This is a genomic window from Bacillus sp. FSL K6-6540, from assembly GCF_038007545.1.
On sequence record NZ_JBBOXH010000001.1, the window covers coordinates 2,164,530 to 2,180,281 of the forward strand.

Consider the following 15,752-nt stretch of genomic DNA (forward strand, 5'->3'; position numbering starts at 1 on the left):
TCCATGAACAAGAACCGCCAGGCGCCCGATCTGTGGCTGCTTATCTGTATTTTGGCCCTGCTGGCCATCGGAATCGTCATGGTATACAGTGCAGGCTCCGTCCTCGCTTTTCATGACTATGGCGATAAGTTTTATTTTGTGAAGCGTCAGCTGTTTTTTGCCTGTCTGGGGCTTGCTGCCATGTACTTCACATCGAGGATCGATTTTCGGGTTTGGAAGAAATACAGCAAGATTGCGCTGCTGGTCTGCTTTTTTTTGCTGATTATCGTACTAATTCCAGGCATCGGCGTTGTTCGCGGCGGAGCCAGAAGCTGGCTCGGCATCAGCTCGTTCGGCATTCAGCCCTCCGAGTTCATGAAGCTGGGCATGATTCTGTTTCTATCGCGCTGGCTTAGCAAGCAAGACTATGATATTACATCCTTTACCAGGGGGCTGATGCCGCCGCTAGGTTTGATCGGACTGGCATTCGGGCTGATCATGCTCCAGCCTGATTTGGGTACGGGCGCCGTTATGCTCGGTGCTGCGATGATGATCGTATTTACGGCAGGAGCACGGATGAAGCATCTGGGCTTTCTCGCTTTAGGCGGGATAGCCGGATTCATAGGCTTGATTCTGACAGCTCCCTACCGGCTGAAGCGGATAACCGGCTTTCTCGATCCATGGTCCGATCCGCTCGGCGCAGGCTACCAGATCATCCAATCCCTCTATGCGATAGGGCCGGGCGGACTCGGCGGACTCGGACTAGGCATGAGCCGTCAGAAGTACGCTTATGTGCCCGAACCGCAGACTGATTTTATTTTTTCGATCCTGGCCGAAGAGCTGGGGTTCATCGGCGGCTTGATTGTACTGCTCTTGTTCGCCGCCTTGGTGTGGCGGGGCATGAGGGTGGCCATGACGGTCACCGACGGCTTTGGTAGTCTGCTGGCCGTAGGGATCGTAGGCATGGTCGCCATCCAGGTCGTCATCAATATCGGCGTCGTTATCGGTTTGATGCCGGTGACAGGGATTACGCTGCCGCTTATCAGTTACGGAGGCAGCTCGCTGACGCTGATGCTGACGGCGCTCGGCATTCTATTAAATATTTCCCGTTATGCGAGGTGAAGGGTATGCGTGTCGTTTTGACCGGCGGCGGAACGGGGGGGCATATTTACCCCGCCGTTGCCATAGCAAGACAATGTGAGAAGGAAGATCCGAAGACGGAGTTTTTATATATCGGAGGCGAGCGAGGCCTCGAAAGCAAGCTGGTGCCCCAAGAGAAGCTGCCGTTCGAGAGCATCGATATCACGGGGTTCCGGCGCAAGCTGTCGATGGACAACGTGAAGACGATCATGCGTTTTTTCAAAGGCGTGAAGCGATCGAAGGCCCTTCTGAAGGAGTTTAAGCCCGATGTCGTGATCGGGACGGGCGGATATGTGTGCGGCCCTGTCGTTTACGCCGCCGCCAAGCTGGGAATACCGACCATGATTCATGAGCAGAACGCGATTCCGGGCCTGACCAACCAATTCCTCAGCCGATATGCGGATACGGTTGCCGTCAGTTTTGAAGGAACGGAGTCTTCTTTTCCTAAAGCCAAAAGAACGGTATATACAGGAAATCCACGTGCGACAACGGTTTTATCCGCCAATCGTGAACGTGGATTTGCTACGCTCGGCATTCCGGTGGACAGCCAGGTCGTTCTGATCGTCGGCGGAAGCCGGGGAGCCAAGGCGATCAATAACGCGATGATCGGGATGGCGCCGTTCATTCACAAGCTGCCGAACGTCCATTTTGTATTTGTTACGGGCGATACGTATTTCGAGAATACGCGGGAATCCATTCGGTCCCAGCTCGGCACCATGCCGAATCATCTTCATATTTTGCCCTATATTCATAATATGCCGGAAGTGCTTGCGGCTACTTCGCTGATCGTAAACCGTGCGGGAGCCTCATTCCTGGCGGAAATTACATCGCTTGGCATCCCATCCGTCCTTATACCATCACCTAACGTCACCAATAACCACCAGGAGGCGAATGCGAGGCAATTGGAGGAAGCGGGAGCATCCAGCATGATTTTGGAAAAGGACTTGACGGCTGAATCGCTGTTCCGAAAGCTTGAGGAGATCATGACCAACCGCTCTGCAAGAGAGTTGATGTCTGCGGCTTCGAAAAAGCTCGGCAAACCGGACTCGGCGGCCGTCATAACCCAAGAAATCCGCCGGTTAACCGGCAAACGCTAAAACGGCTGGGCGATTGTCACACACCTATGGAGCCTGACATAAGATACTCTATAATCGTGACACACCCATGAGGCCGGCATTACTGACAGCGGCCATCTCTTCATCCAGTTGAAGGAATGGCCTTTTGGTTTTGAAAGTCAAGGGAGGTTTATTTAAAATGCAGCAGTGGAAATCGCTACTATCAGAGGCCAATGTCGGAGCAGTGTTATGGAATGAACCGCTGGCAAAATATACGACATGGAAAATAGGCGGACCAGCCGATTGCCTGATTGTTCCTGAGAACAAGGAACAGCTCAAGGAACTGGTCACTCTTCTCCATGCCCATCACATACCTTGGACACAGCTGGGCCGCGGTTCAAACATGCTGGTTGCCGATAAAGGAATTCGGGGAGCGGTCATCAAGCTGGGCCAGGGTTTTGAGGAGCTTCGTTTTGACGGAGAGACGGTAACTGCAGGCGGCAGTCTGTCTTTTGTCAAACTTAGTGTTCTGGCCGGAAAACAAGGATTATCCGGGCTCGAATTTGCCGGAGGCATTCCTGGATCGGTCGGAGGGGCCGTCTACATGAATGCGGGTGCCCATGGGTCTGATGTGTCACGCATATTCAAGTCCGCTGACATTGTACTGGAAACAGGGGAATTGGTTACGTATGCTGCGAAAGATATGGCGTTTGATTACCGACACTCCATTCTGCATGAACGAAAAGGGATTGTGACTGAAGCGGTATTTGAGCTCCGTCAAGGAGACCGCAAGGAGATTACAGCCGTTATGGCCTCCTATAAGGACCGTCGCCGGCGTACGCAGCCACTCCAATCCGCAACGGCAGGCAGCGTATTTCGAAACCCGCCCGGCGACCATGCGGCGAGGTTGATCGAGGCTGCCGGTCTCAAGGGCCTGCGGATCGGAGGCGCGGAAGTTTCTTTACAGCATGCCAATTTCATCGAGAACACCGGTCAAGCGACAGCAGAGGACGTGCTCGCTTTGATGGAACGCATCAAGGAGACCATATCGGAGAAGAACGGAATTCAAATGGTGCCTGAGGTGTACGTTCTGGGCGAGCGGTAAACTCGGAGGTGATACATTGGACAAATTGGTGATTGAGGGCGGAAGGCCCCTATCAGGAACCATACGTATCCATGGAGCAAAAAATGCAGCTTTACCTATTCTAGCAGCAAGTCTTCTTGCAGAAGGGACTGTAAGATTAAGCAATGTCCCGCATCTGCTGGATATTGAAGTGATGCTCAGCATTCTCGGCCGTCTCGGCTCCAAATGCAAGCATGAGCTGGAGACGGTGACCGTGGATACCTCGTCGGCCAATTCGTTTCATGTCCCGGAAGATTTAATGAAGCAGATGCGATCCTCCATCTTTTTGATGGGACCTCTGCTGGCCCGTTTTGGCGAAGTGACGATCTACCAGCCCGGAGGCTGCGCGATCGGAGAACGCAAGATCGACCTCCATCTTAAAGGATTGCAGGCGCTTGGTGCGGAAATCGAGGAGAGCAACGATAAGATCCACTGCAGGGCCAGCCGTTTGATCGGAACCGATATTCATCTGGATTTTGCCAGCGTGGGGGCGACGGAGAATATCATGATGGCAGCTGCAACGGCGCTCGGCACGACGGTGCTCACCAATGCCGCGAGAGAACCTGAAATTCAGGACCTTCAGCATTTCCTGAACAAAATGGGAGCGAACATTATCGGTGCAGGAACGGATACCATAACGATCCATGGCGTGGAGCGCCTGGAGCCTTGCGAGTATGAGATCATTCCGGACAGGATCGTAGCCGGAACAGTCATGATCGCAGCAGCGGTTACCCGCGGCAGCGTAACGCTTACAAAGACCAATCCGTCCCATTTAACTTCCCTTATACATGTGCTGAAGCGCGCCGGTGTTCAAACCAGTATATGCAATGATATAATAAATATAAGCTGCATGAGCCGTCCTAAAGCTGTGGAACGGATCGTGACTTCGCCGTATCCTTCTTTCCCGACTGATTTGCAATCCCAGGTCATGGTCTTGCTGTCCTTGGCTGACGGGTTTAGCGTGATGAAAGAGACGGTATTCGAAGGACGGTTCAAGCATGTGGAGGAACTCTCCCGCATGGGGGCGGACATTTCTACGGATCTGAACTATGCGTTCATACGCGGCGTTCAGAGAATTTACGGAGCCACCGTGGAAGCAACCGATCTTCGGGCTGGAGCGGCGCTCGTCATTGCCGGTTTGGCCGCGCAGGGAACGACCGTGGTGGAGCAAGTTCACCATATTGATCGCGGTTATGATCGTATTGAAAACATGTTCCAAGGTTTAGGCGCACGGATCTATCGTCAGACGCCGGTGCCAAAGCCGCTTGATTTAGCCAATTGAGGTCCTGAGCATCCCCTCCAAGAGGAGGGGATAACAGGTCTTTATGGAGAGAGTGGATATGTCCAAGACACATATGCCTGTCCTGAAGCAGGACAAGCCCAAACCGAAAACGGCCAAAAAAATCATATGGATTCTTTTGCTGCTGTTTGCAGCTCTGCTGACGATCCTGTTTTTCCGGTCGTCGGTCAGCCAAGTTACCGAGATTCATTTTACAGGTAATACGTTTAATACAAATGAGCAGCTTACCAAGCAAAGCGGACTCCACATCGGAGACCAGTACTTTGGCGTCGATCCCACACTCGTGCAGGAGCGCCTGATGGAGCTGGGCACGATTAAGACGGCCGAAGTGGTCAAGAGCTTTCCCGGCGAAGTCAGTATCGTGGTGACGGAACATCCTACGGTTGCCTATGAGCTGTCCGACAGCGGCGAGCTCCAAGCGATCCTGTCGAGCGGTACCTCGGTTCCCGTAACGGCAAGCGGCATTGCCGTGGAGAAGCCGATTCTGACCAATTGGGAAGCGAACGACCCCAACAAGGCCAAGCTCAGCAAAGTACTTGCCGAGATTCCAGGCAGCCTGACTTCGGACATTTCGGAGATCATGCCATCGCCAACGTTATCTTTTCCCGATCGGATCAAGATGTATACGCGTTCCAAATTCGAGGTCATTACTTCGGTTTCCTTGCTCCGTGACAAGGTAGAGTACTTGAATCAGGTTACCGAAATAGAGCGGCCGGGTGTGATTACGATGCTGGAAGCCGATTCTTACGTGCCGTTTGAAGAAGAAGTTGGAGAAGACGCCGAGGAAGGGCAATAAACCCCTACTCAGGCATAGGAATAAATGGTACAATTGAAAGTATTGACAACTTGTTTCGGCTCTTCTTTTTTGAATGACTTTTACGGCCTGTTATAGCAAATGTTGGCAGTAAAAAAAATGTTGAAAAAAGAGGGAAAGACCCGCGAGTGTTGAATAAGTAGAAATGTATTCTTTATAATCAAAATTAATTTGCTAAAAACAGGAGGTGCCAGGGCTTGAGCAACAATGACATCATTGTTAGTTTGGACATCGGTACATCCAAAGTTCGTGCTATTATTGGGGAAGTTAATAATGGAACCTTTAATATTATTGGAGTTGGATCTGCCGACTCGGAGGGAATTCGCAAAGGTGCAATTGTAGATATCGACCAGACCGTACAATCCATTCGCAGCGCTGTTGATCATGCGGAGCGTATGGTCGGTATTCAAATATCCGAAGTTTATGTCGGCATATCTGGAAATCATATCGGACTTCAATCCAGCCACGGCGTTGTGGCAGTATCGAACGAGGATCGCGAAATTGGTGAAGAGGACATTGACCGCGTGCTGAAGGCAGCGGAAGTCGTTGCGCTTCCTCCCGATCGTGAAATTATCGATGTGGTTGCTAAACAGTTTGTAGTTGACGGTTTGGAAGGAATCTCTGATCCGCGAGGAATGATCGGCGTAAGGCTGGAAGTGGAAGCGACGATTATAACTGGCGCCAAAACGGCAATACATAACCTGTTACGCTGCGTGGAGAAATCAGGTCTGAAAGTGAAGGATCTGGTGCTGATTCCGCTTGGTGCGGGCCAGCTGGCCTTGTCCAAGGACGAGAAAACGATGGGGTCCGTGCTGGTCGACGTCGGAGCGGGCTCAACCACGCTGGCTGTGTTCGAGGGAGGCAGCATTGCCGCAACCTCCACGCTTCCGGTAGGCGGAGATTTCGTGACGAATGATATCGCATACGGCCTGCGAACGCTGACGGATCAAGCAGAGAAGGTTAAACTGAAGTACGGGTGCGCGCTGATCGAGAGTGCCGCACACGAAGTAACGTTCAAGGTAACGAGAATTGGAAGCAATGTGGACAAGGAGTTCACTCAAGAGGATCTGGCAGCTATCATAGAACCTCGCGTTCAGGAAATATTCCAATTAGTGCGCCAAGAAATCAAGCGCTTGGGTTACAGTGAGCTTCCTGGTGGTTATATACTTACTGGGGGCACTATGTCCATGCCTGGTGTGCTGCAGGTGGCACAAAATGAGTTGGCGACTTCCGTACGGATTGCGGTTCCCGATTTTATCGGTGTTCGTGATCCGGGATACTGCAGCGGAGTCGGCATCCTCCATAATGCAATCCGGAACGTACGCGTACGGAATACAGGAGGAAGCAACAACAGCAGCGGAAATAGCAAGAAACCGGTGAACCGCGCTAAGCAGCAAAATCCTGTCGCAGCAACTCAGGAGACCAGCCAGAAGCCGGGATTTATTGAACGCCTGAAAAAGATGTTCAGCGAGTTTATATAGCGGATTCATTCGACTGTGGACGTGCCATCCACGCACATTGAGGGGGAGATGGATTAGATGTTGGAATTTGATTTTGAAATGGAGAGCTTAGCTCAAATAAAAGTAATCGGAGTAGGCGGCGGCGGAAGCAACGCCGTTAACCGAATGATTGAAAATGGTGTGCAGGGCGTTGAATTCATTACGGTCAATACGGATGCTCAGGCACTCCACCTTGCAAAATCCGAACATAAACTGCAAATCGGGGACAAGCTCACTCGCGGTCTTGGTGCCGGCGCCAATCCTGACGTAGGCAAGAAGGCTGCGGAAGAATCCCGTGATTTGATCATGAACACCCTGAAGGGTGCCGATATGGTATTCGTTACAGCCGGTATGGGTGGCGGTACAGGTACTGGAGCTGCGCCAGTCATCGCTGAAATTGCTAAAGAGTGCGGGGCATTAACGGTTGGGGTTGTCACTCGTCCGTTTACGTTCGAAGGACGCAAGCGTGCTTCCCAAGCGGAGCTTGGCATCGAAGCATTGAAAGAGAAAGTGGACACACTCATCGTCATTCCGAATGATCGCTTGCTGGAGATCGTTGATAAGAAGACACCGATGCTGGAAGCGTTCCGAGAAGCAGATAACGTATTGCGTCAGGCCGTTCAGGGCATTTCTGATCTGATCCAAGTGCCGGGTCTGATCAACCTTGACTTTGCCGACGTGAAAACGATCATGACAGAACGCGGCTCGGCTCTGATGGGTATTGGACTGGCTACTGGTGAAAACCGTGCCTCCGAGGCTGCCCGCAAGGCGATCATGAGCCCGCTGCTTGAAACCTCAATCGAAGGTGCCCGCGGTGTGATCATGAATATTACGGGAGGAACCAATCTTTCCTTGTATGAAGTGAATGAAGCGGCCGAGATTGTAACATCTGCTTCCGATCCGGAAGTGAACATGATCTTCGGTGCGATCATTGAGGAAAGCATGAAGGATGAAATCAAGGTCACGGTTATCGCTACCGGCTTTGAGAGCAAGCCTTCTCCAATCCCGCCGGGACGTCGTCCTGCAATGCCGCAAGGGGAACAACAGCAACAACAGCAGCCGGAAACGGACAAGAGTAATGTGAATCTGAAGCCGTTTGGCAATCAGAGCAATGATCAGCTTGATATTCCTACTTTTCTTCGCAATCGTACCCGTAATAATGATTAATAACGGTAAGCCTGTGCTTCGTCATCATGATGAAGACAGGCTTATTTTTATATCCAAGCCTCGTCATCTTCCTTTTATTTCATTTACAAGGCCAACAGCTGATGCTGTCACACTTTCACGAATGAAAGCCCAATCAGCAATTACTGGGGAAATTACGGATATTCCCCGAGCCTTCCTGCCAAGATAGAGATCGCCGATAACGCTAAGAGGCTGCTCTTGGTACAGGTCTCTAAAAACTGCCCTTCATCGACAAAAAAAGTCCGAAATCCGCCCACAGGTTTAGACAGACTTTGAATTCTATTCTTCTTATACTAGTAACATCTCCCATAGCCCAGAATTCAACAGAAGGATAACGGTAGAGGATTCTTCGACTAGGCAGGTGAACAACCTGGTTGTTTATATTGATCTCATATTTTTGGCAAACCTCGTCATTGACGCCGTTTTGCTGGCTTTGACCGCCTGGATGCGGAGAGTGAAGCCAACATGGTGGAGGCTTGCATTATCCTCTGTGATCGGCGCTCTGTATGTCGTCATGATGTTTGTCCCGCAATTGTCGTTTTTGTTTACCTTTCTCATCAAGTTTGGACTATCGTTGATCATGCTGTGGGTGGCTTTCGGCTTTGTGAGCTTGCAGAGTTATCTTCGGAATTTGGGAGCCTTTTACATGGTGAATTTTGCCGCTGCCGGTGGCATTATCGGTTTTCATTACTTGGTCCAAAATTCGGGAGAGTTGTTCAGCGGGATATGGTATACGACATCGGGCGGGCTATCCTTTGAATTGAAGGTGGGATTCTGGTTTGCGTGCATTACCTTTTTTGTAGTTGTATTCGCGTTTAAAGCCGTTCAGACCACGAAACGAAAAACCGAGAACCGGGAAGCCTTGTTGGGAGAAGTGTCCGTATGGATCGGCAGCGCCAAAATAGGCTGTGTGGGTCTGCTTGATACTGGTAACCAATTGAGCGATCCCTTGACACGCACGCCGGTTATGGTGATGGAAGCAGAACTATGGGAAGCCTACCTGCCCCAGGGATGGAGCAAACAGCTGATGGAGGGGGAACCGGACAAATTAATCATGGGGCTGGCGGCAGAGGAATTCGAATGGCAGGACCGCCTGCGGCTTGTTCCGTATCGCGGCGTCAACCGGGGGGCTGCATTTATGCTTGCGCTGAAGCCTGACATGGTACGAGTCGAGCTGGGGGGATTTGAATACACGGCATCCAAGGTGCTGATTGGTCTTGACGGCGGGACTCTTTCGGGAGACAGGGCATACAGGGCCATCATCCATCCGGCGTTGACGGAAGGTGAGGGGACGCCGAAGAATGCACAACCTGCCATAACGGGCGATTCTCAGAATCATGAGGCGACCGGTCTGAAATCAGGCGAAGCCAAGTCTGCAGGATAATGACAGGTGAAGCCATTTTCATAGTGTTCGAGTCTGTGACCCAACGTTCGAGCGATGGATAAGTCTTTGAAAATCTTCATGAAAATCCATCCTTTCCGGATTAGAAGCCTAAAGATGATCTTTATGAAGTCAGTTAAACCTTCGGGAAAACGCATTAGGAGGATAAGAGATGCCCGTTAAATGGAGATTAGCGTTGCAGCTGCAGTATTACCGCGTACTTTTTATGCTGGGTTTGAAGAGTCAGGAAATCTACTATATCGGAGGAAGCGAGGCGCTTCCGCCTCCGCTAACGAAAGAGGAAGAGGAGTTCTTGCTCAAAAAGCTACCTACCGGCGATGCGGCCACCCGGGCCATGCTGATCGAACGTAATCTGCGTCTGGTCGTTTATATCGCCCGCAAATTCGAGAACACCGGCATTAACATCGAAGATTTGGTATCGATTGGTGCCATCGGATTGATTAAGGCGGTGAATACGTTTGACCCCGAGAAAAAAATCAAGCTGGCCACGTATGCCTCGCGCTGCATTGAAAACGAAATTTTGATGTACCTGCGCCGGAATAACAAAACGCGAAGCGAGGTCTCTTTCGACGAGCCGCTGAATATCGATTGGGACGGCAATGAATTGCTCCTGTCCGACGTATTGGGCACCGAGAACGACACCATCTACCGCAACATCGAGGAGCAGGTCGACCGGAAGCTGCTGCAAAAAGCACTCGATAAATTGAGCGACCGGGAACGCATGATTATGGAGCTTCGTTTCGGCCTGCAGGACGGGGAAGAAAAGACGCAAAAAGACGTGGCAGACCTGCTTGGAATCTCGCAATCCTACATTTCCCGATTGGAGAAGAGAATCATTAAACGGCTCCGCAAAGAATTCAACAAGATGGTGTAACTGGAAATCGCAAGGAATAAAATAACCCCCCTCGGAGATAATGTACAGTAATGTTTCTCCTTGGGAGGTTAGTCATCATGACGCGAAACAAAGTTGAAATTTGTGGTGTGGATACGTCAAAACTGCCTGTTCTGACGAATGTGGAAATGAGGGAGCTGTTTCATAATCTGCAGCAGAACAATGAACGGTCGGCCCGAGAAAAATTGGTGAACGGCAACCTGAGACTGGTGCTCAGCGTCATCCAAAGGTTTAACAATCGGGGAGAGTTCGTTGATGATCTGTTTCAGGTAGGCTGCATCGGATTGATGAAGGCCATCGACAATTTTGATTTATCGCAAAATGTTAAATTTTCCACTTATGCCGTACCGATGATTATCGGAGAAATACGTCGATACTTAAGGGACAATAACCCGATTCGCGTCTCCCGATCACTGCGCGATATTGCCTACAAGGCACTTCAGGTCCGGGATCAGCTGACCAATGCGAATTCGCGTGAACCGACGATTTTTGAAATTTCCGAAGCGCTGAATGTGCCCAAGGAAGACGTTGTTTTTGCACTCGATGCCATTCAAGATCCTGTTTCGCTGTTTGAGCCGATTTATCATGACGGTGGCGATCCGATATATGTGATGGATCAAATCAGTGATGACAAGAACAAGGATGTGTCCTGGATTGAGGAAATCGCTCTCCGGGAAGCGATGCACAAGCTAGGGCAGCGCGAAAAAATGATTCTGTCCATGCGGTTTTACGAAGGCAAAACCCAGATGGAAGTTGCCGATGAAATCGGTATCTCCCAAGCCCAAGTGTCGCGCCTGGAGAAGTCGGCGATCAAGCAGATGCAGAAACACGTCAAAACTTAAGAAGGCCAGCAATCAAACGAACAGACAACGATCCCGTTTATGGGGTCGTTTTTTTCGTTTTAAATAAGCTATTTTACCCAAGCGGATCATATATTGAACAGAGGGATGCGGATTGAACAGGGATGGACGGATAACCTTCAAATACATCTAAGGTGTGATGCTCATGATACCTGATAATCAAATGGTGGGGAAAAAGATGAAAATTTCCGATTTTCAAACAAAGGATGTTATTAATATCATCGACGGCAAGCGGCTCGGGCAAATCAGCGATTTGGAGCTGGATTTGCGGCAGGGCCGGATTGAAGCGATCGTGGTGCCGAGCTACGGCAAATTCATGGGGCTGTTCGGCGGCGGAAGCGATCTGATCATACCGTGGCGGAATATCGTCAAGATCGGCTCGGACGTGGTCCTTGTCAAAATGGAGGAACTGCGGAGAACGCCGGATGATCAGGAACCGGTGGAGTATCTGGATCGTCCTGACCGTCGATCCTTCTAACCAAACGGCGGGTTCATATGTCTCCGGCGTATGTTTTCTGTTACACTGGTCATAGAGGTGAATGTTCATGGAACCGTTTGTTAGTCAAGATCGGCAGACACCGAGTCTGTTTGTGATCCAAAAATGGGAAGGGAAGTCAGCGGCCGCACTCACGGCCGGGTTCACGGGCCGGCATGGCGGCGTGAGCCGGATACCCTATGACAGTTTGAATTTGGCCTTTCATGTCGGAGACGAGCCGGGCGACATTGTCGAGAACCGGAAGCGGGTCGCCGCGGCGCTCGGCTTTTCTCTCGAAGACTGGACGTGCGGCGAGCAGGTGCACGGCATCCGGATTGGCGTCGTTCATGATAAGGACAGGGGCAGAGGGAGCTTGGACCGGGCCTCGGCCTATCAAGATACGGACGGGCTTGTAACCGATGTTCCCGGCGTGTTGCTGACTTCCTTCTACGCGGATTGCGTGCCGCTGTATTTCTGGGATCCGGTCACGGGCGCCGTCGGTCTGGCCCACGCGGGCTGGAAAGGCACCGTGGGCGGCATAGCCGAACAAATGGTGGTCAGGATGTCTGCGGAATACGGAAGCTTGCCTCGGAACCTCCATGCAGCCATCGGTCCGTCGATCGGCGAATGCTGTTACGAGGTGGACGATCGGGTCATGGAGCGTGTCCGCGAACTCGGAATCGAAGGATTCTCAGGCGATAAAGTTACAAATTCAGCTTTTTATATCGACAAGGGACACGGGAAATACATGCTGAACTTGAAAGAAATAAACAGACACATTATGATTAAAGCAGGAATATTGGCGGAACATATCGAATGTACATCATGGTGTACAAGCTGCAATCACGATCGGTTCTTCTCCTATCGCAAAGATGGAGGGACTACGGGTCGGATGGCGAGTTGGATCGGGATGAGAAAGAGGTGAGTCGTCCCTTGAGTTTGAAGGAACGTATCGATCAAGTGGAACAGCGAATAACGGAGGCTTGCGCAAGAAGCGGCAGGGACCGGAATGATGTGAATATGATTGCGGTCACGAAATATGTCTCCTTGGATATGACGGCTTCGGTACTGGATCACGGACTTTTGCATATCGGCGAGAACCGCTGGCAGGATGCCCAGGCGAAGTGGAATGCACTCGGCAACCGCGGCACATGGCATTTCATCGGCCATCTTCAGACCAATAAGGTCCGGGATGTCATTGATAAATTTCAATATATTCATTCGCTCGACCGCTTGTCTTTGGCCCATGAGCTGGAGAAGCGGGCGGCTGCGCTGAATCTGCAGGTATCCGCCTTGATGCAGGTCAATATCTCCGGTGAGGAATCCAAGTACGGCTTGCCTCCCGAGCAAGCAGCCGAGTTTTTGAAGGAAATCAACAGTCTTTCGCACGTAAAGGTAACCGGACTCATGACCATGGCTCCATACGAATCGTCGGCGGAGCAGACGCGTCCTGTATTTCGTGGTTTAAGACAACTAAGAGATGAGCTGAACGAGCAGGCGCTTACGGCGGAGCCATTGACCGAATTGTCCATGGGCATGTCCAATGACTTTGAAGTTGCCATAGAGGAAGGGGCGACCTGGGTGCGTCTCGGCTCAATTTTAGTAGGGAAAGAGGAGGATTGACGATGGGCGTGATGAACCGGTTTATGAATTTCTTGGGACTGCAAGAGGAAGAAGAAGTTGTGGAACGCGAGGTTCTGGCCTCGCAGGAAGAGCCGGTGGAGGCAACGCCGTTTGATCATCGGAAAAACCAAAAGAGCGGCAATATCGTTAGCATTCATTCGCAGAAGAACGTTAAGGTTGTATTAGTCGAGCCTCGTTCATATGATGAAGCACAGGAGATTGCAGATCATCTGCGGTCATTCCGAACGGTTGTGGTCAACCTTCAGCGCGTGAGGAATGATCAGGCGTTGCGCATTATCGATTTTCTTAGCGGAACCGTTTATGCGCTTAGCGGCGGAATCTCGAAGGTGGGCGGGAACATCTTCCTATGCACGCCGGATACCGTTGAGATCCAAGGTTCGATCTCGGAGATTCTAGCAGACGAGCATGAATATAACAGAATGAGGTGATTTAGGCTTTGACCTACGAAATTATTAGCGTTGTTAGCACGCTATTCCGTATTTACTTCTACATGATTTTGGTTTATGTCCTGATGTCCTGGCTTCCGAATGTGAGGGAAAGCTTTGTCGGGGAGCTGCTTGGCAAGCTGGTAGAGCCATATCTTGCGCCTTTCCGCCGGTTCATTCCGCCGATTATGGGCATGATCGATATTTCCCCGATTATCGCGCTGTTTGTGCTGCAGCTGGCAGAGCGCGGCGTATACGCCATTCTCGGATATATCCTGTAGCAGGTGAATGAATGATGAAACTGGACATCTACGATCATTTTCACAAGGACGAACGGGAATTTGTGGACCGGGCTTGGGAATGGGTGGTCAATGCCGGACAATATCATGAAACCAAGCTGACGGATTTCCTGGATCCCAGGCAGCGGTTCATTCTGGAATCGCTCGTGAATCGTCATCCGGACGTGCATGCCGTGTTTGATGGCGGACATGCTGATGCCGAACGCGTGCGGGCGATGATTGCTCCGGATTACCGGGCGCTTGAGGGCGAGGATCTGAAGTTGAAGGTGCTCAGCATCTCTTCCGGAGATCAGAAGATTCTGGAGCTGGAGCATGGCGATTATATGGGGGCGATACTGGGTCTGGGCATTAAGAGATCCAAGATCGGTGATATCCATGTGCTTGCGGACGGCTGCCATGCGGTCGTTGCCGACGATATCAGCGCCTTCCTGCATCTGAATCTCAGCCAGGTCCACCGGGTGCATGTCATGACGGATCTGCTGCCGCTGGACAAGCTTCAGGTGGCCCGAACGAATTTTGAGGCGATGGACATTACGGTATCTTCCATGAGACTGGACGGAATCGCCAGCGATGCCTACCGGATCAGCCGCACAAAAATCGTCGTGCCGATCAAGGCTGGCCGATGCCGCGTCAACTGGAAAGTGGAAGAGGATCCCTCCACGAACTTAAAAGAAGGCGATGTCGTCTCCATCCAAGGATTTGGACGTTTTAAAGTACTGGAGACGGGCGGCCTGACGAAAAAAGGGCGGTACCGTATCAAGGTTGGGAAATATGCTTGACCTTTGAAGGAATTGCCGTTTTTTTGTCGAAACCATACAGGGAACATTCAAAATGAAAATGGATTTGCCGATAAATCGTAAATGACCGCTATTGTCTTCACGGACGGGTGGTTTGGCTAACACAGCGGACGGACCGTCCTGTAAGGCCCATATATTTAGGAGGTGCACACCATGCCATTGACACCGCTTGATATACATAACAAGGAATTCGCCCGTCGAATTCGCGGTTATGATGAGGACGAGGTCAACGAGTTTTTGGATCAGATTATTAAGGATTATGAAAGTGTGATCCGGGAGAATAAAGAATTAGGCAACCAGCTAATGGCGATGCAAGAAAGATTGGATCATTTTTCGAATATTGAGGAAACCTTATCGAAGACCATCATTGTCGCCCAGGAGGCGGCGGATGAGCTGAAGAACAACGCGAAGAAGGAAGCTCAGCTGATCGTTAAGGAATCCGAGAAGAATGCGGACCGGATCATTAACGATGCGCTCGGGAAATCCCGCAAAATCGCGCTGGAGGTTGAAGAGCTGAAGAAGCAGGCCTCCATCTACCGCACCCGTTTCCGCTCCTTGGTAGAGGCTCAGCTGGAGCTTCTGAAGCAGGAAGGCTGGGAGACGCTGGAGAACCGCGAACCGAGTCTGGAGCCGAAAGAGGTATACTAGGCGGGTATCCGGTTGACTTTTTCCGCGAAGTCGTCTATAACTAATAACATATTGTTGATTCATACCGTAATTCGTTGATGGGAATAGTACGCGAAGGATCTGTCCCCCAGAGAGCCGGCAGTTGCTGAAAGCCCGGCGTTCAGGCCTAGCAGAAGATCATCCCGGAGAAGTGAAGCTGAAGCGCTGTGACCGCGTGCGTAAGCTAAGCCGTCTGC

At 51.1% G+C, this 15,752-nt stretch carries 17 protein-coding genes; all 17 read left to right on the plus strand.

The annotated features are described in order from the left end of the window. Positions 1 to 3 precede the first annotated feature (3 nt). The 17 genes from spoVE (at position 4) to MHH82_RS09540 (ending at position 15,537) form a co-directional block, all read left to right on the plus strand. A complete protein-coding gene (spoVE, locus tag MHH82_RS09460) occupies positions 4 to 1,101 on the plus strand; it encodes a stage V sporulation protein E (protein ID WP_009589659.1) in 1,098 nt (365 codons plus the stop codon). Between the two features lie 5 nt (positions 1,102 to 1,106). After that, positions 1,107 to 2,216, plus strand: a complete 1,110-nt coding sequence (gene murG, locus MHH82_RS09465; RefSeq protein WP_145035319.1) for an undecaprenyldiphospho-muramoylpentapeptide beta-N-acetylglucosaminyltransferase — start codon at positions 1,107 to 1,109, stop codon at positions 2,214 to 2,216. A 157-nt stretch (positions 2,217 to 2,373) separates the two neighbouring features. Continuing rightward, entirely contained in the window at positions 2,374 to 3,279 is a 906-nt protein-coding gene (gene murB, locus MHH82_RS09470; RefSeq protein WP_015734237.1) for a UDP-N-acetylmuramate dehydrogenase, read from the plus strand. Positions 3,280 to 3,295: 16 nt separating this feature from the next. Beyond that, positions 3,296 to 4,579 (plus strand): UDP-N-acetylglucosamine 1-carboxyvinyltransferase, encoded by a 1,284-nt coding sequence (gene murA / locus MHH82_RS09475; protein ID WP_015734238.1) that lies wholly within the window; start codon positions 3,296 to 3,298, stop codon positions 4,577 to 4,579. 58 nt (positions 4,580 to 4,637) lie between these two features. After that, positions 4,638 to 5,393 carry a cell division protein FtsQ/DivIB gene (locus MHH82_RS09480; protein ID WP_015734239.1) on the plus strand — a complete coding sequence of 252 codons (756 nt, stop codon included), beginning with the start codon at positions 4,638 to 4,640 and terminating at the stop codon, positions 5,391 to 5,393. Between the two features lie 215 nt (positions 5,394 to 5,608). Continuing rightward, complete coding sequence (gene ftsA, locus MHH82_RS09485) at positions 5,609 to 6,892, plus strand: cell division protein FtsA (protein WP_009589690.1); 1,284 nt, start codon at positions 5,609 to 5,611, stop codon at positions 6,890 to 6,892. 57 nt (positions 6,893 to 6,949) lie between these two features. Beyond that, positions 6,950 to 8,077: a cell division protein FtsZ gene (gene ftsZ, locus MHH82_RS09490; RefSeq protein ID WP_009589569.1), complete on the plus strand. Its 1,128-nt coding sequence runs from the start codon at positions 6,950 to 6,952 to the stop codon at positions 8,075 to 8,077. 388 nt (positions 8,078 to 8,465) lie between these two features. Continuing rightward, complete coding sequence (gene spoIIGA / locus MHH82_RS09495) at positions 8,466 to 9,479, plus strand: sigma-E processing peptidase SpoIIGA (protein WP_049788794.1); 1,014 nt, start codon at positions 8,466 to 8,468, stop codon at positions 9,477 to 9,479. Positions 9,480 to 9,648: 169 nt separating this feature from the next. After that, positions 9,649 to 10,371, plus strand: coding sequence for an RNA polymerase sporulation sigma factor SigE (sigE, locus tag MHH82_RS09500; protein ID WP_009589674.1), 723 nt, complete (start codon positions 9,649 to 9,651; stop codon positions 10,369 to 10,371). A gap of 77 nt (positions 10,372 to 10,448) precedes the next feature. After that, entirely contained in the window at positions 10,449 to 11,231 is a 783-nt protein-coding gene (gene sigG, locus MHH82_RS09505; RefSeq protein WP_006209087.1) for an RNA polymerase sporulation sigma factor SigG, read from the plus strand. A gap of 163 nt (positions 11,232 to 11,394) precedes the next feature. Further along, complete coding sequence (locus MHH82_RS09510) at positions 11,395 to 11,727, plus strand: YlmC/YmxH family sporulation protein (RefSeq protein WP_009589579.1); 333 nt, start codon at positions 11,395 to 11,397, stop codon at positions 11,725 to 11,727. A 67-nt stretch (positions 11,728 to 11,794) separates the two neighbouring features. Beyond that, a complete protein-coding gene (gene pgeF / locus MHH82_RS09515; RefSeq protein ID WP_015734242.1) occupies positions 11,795 to 12,649 on the plus strand; it encodes a peptidoglycan editing factor PgeF in 855 nt (284 codons plus the stop codon). Positions 12,650 to 12,657: 8 nt separating this feature from the next. After that, complete coding sequence (locus MHH82_RS09520; protein WP_041621955.1) at positions 12,658 to 13,347, plus strand: YggS family pyridoxal phosphate-dependent enzyme; 690 nt, start codon at positions 12,658 to 12,660, stop codon at positions 13,345 to 13,347. A 2-nt stretch (positions 13,348 to 13,349) separates the two neighbouring features. Next, positions 13,350 to 13,796: a cell division protein SepF gene (locus tag MHH82_RS09525; RefSeq protein WP_009589651.1), complete on the plus strand. Its 447-nt coding sequence runs from the start codon at positions 13,350 to 13,352 to the stop codon at positions 13,794 to 13,796. An 8-nt stretch (positions 13,797 to 13,804) separates the two neighbouring features. Continuing rightward, a complete protein-coding gene (locus MHH82_RS09530; protein WP_009589590.1) occupies positions 13,805 to 14,074 on the plus strand; it encodes a YggT family protein in 270 nt (89 codons plus the stop codon). Positions 14,075 to 14,085: 11 nt separating this feature from the next. Beyond that, the gene (locus tag MHH82_RS09535) at positions 14,086 to 14,871 is read left to right on the plus strand and encodes a YlmH family RNA-binding protein (RefSeq protein ID WP_251493657.1); all 786 of its coding nucleotides are present in this window, start codon (positions 14,086 to 14,088) and stop codon (positions 14,869 to 14,871) included. A 171-nt stretch (positions 14,872 to 15,042) separates the two neighbouring features. Beyond that, positions 15,043 to 15,537 (plus strand): DivIVA domain-containing protein, encoded by a 495-nt coding sequence (locus tag MHH82_RS09540; RefSeq protein WP_009589591.1) that lies wholly within the window; start codon positions 15,043 to 15,045, stop codon positions 15,535 to 15,537. Positions 15,538 to 15,752: the final 215 nt, after the last annotated feature.

Coding starts and splice junctions, on each gene's coding strand:
- spoVE (WP_009589659.1), top strand. CDS start 4: ATGAACAAGAACCGCCAGGCGCCCGATCTGTGGCTGCTTATCTGTATT.
- murG (WP_145035319.1), top strand. CDS start 1,107: ATGCGTGTCGTTTTGACCGGCGGCGGAACGGGGGGGCATATTTACCCC.
- murB (WP_015734237.1), top strand. CDS start 2,374: ATGCAGCAGTGGAAATCGCTACTATCAGAGGCCAATGTCGGAGCAGTG.
- MHH82_RS09480 (WP_015734239.1), top strand. CDS start 4,638: ATGTCCAAGACACATATGCCTGTCCTGAAGCAGGACAAGCCCAAACCG.
- ftsZ (WP_009589569.1), top strand. CDS start 6,950: ATGTTGGAATTTGATTTTGAAATGGAGAGCTTAGCTCAAATAAAAGTA.
- sigE (WP_009589674.1), top strand. CDS start 9,649: ATGCCCGTTAAATGGAGATTAGCGTTGCAGCTGCAGTATTACCGCGTA.
- sigG (WP_006209087.1), top strand. CDS start 10,449: ATGACGCGAAACAAAGTTGAAATTTGTGGTGTGGATACGTCAAAACTG.
- MHH82_RS09510 (WP_009589579.1), top strand. CDS start 11,395: ATGATACCTGATAATCAAATGGTGGGGAAAAAGATGAAAATTTCCGAT.
- pgeF (WP_015734242.1), top strand. CDS start 11,795: ATGGAACCGTTTGTTAGTCAAGATCGGCAGACACCGAGTCTGTTTGTG.
- MHH82_RS09525 (WP_009589651.1), top strand. CDS start 13,350: ATGGGCGTGATGAACCGGTTTATGAATTTCTTGGGACTGCAAGAGGAA.
- MHH82_RS09535 (WP_251493657.1), top strand. CDS start 14,086: ATGATGAAACTGGACATCTACGATCATTTTCACAAGGACGAACGGGAA.
- MHH82_RS09540 (WP_009589591.1), top strand. CDS start 15,043: ATGCCATTGACACCGCTTGATATACATAACAAGGAATTCGCCCGTCGA.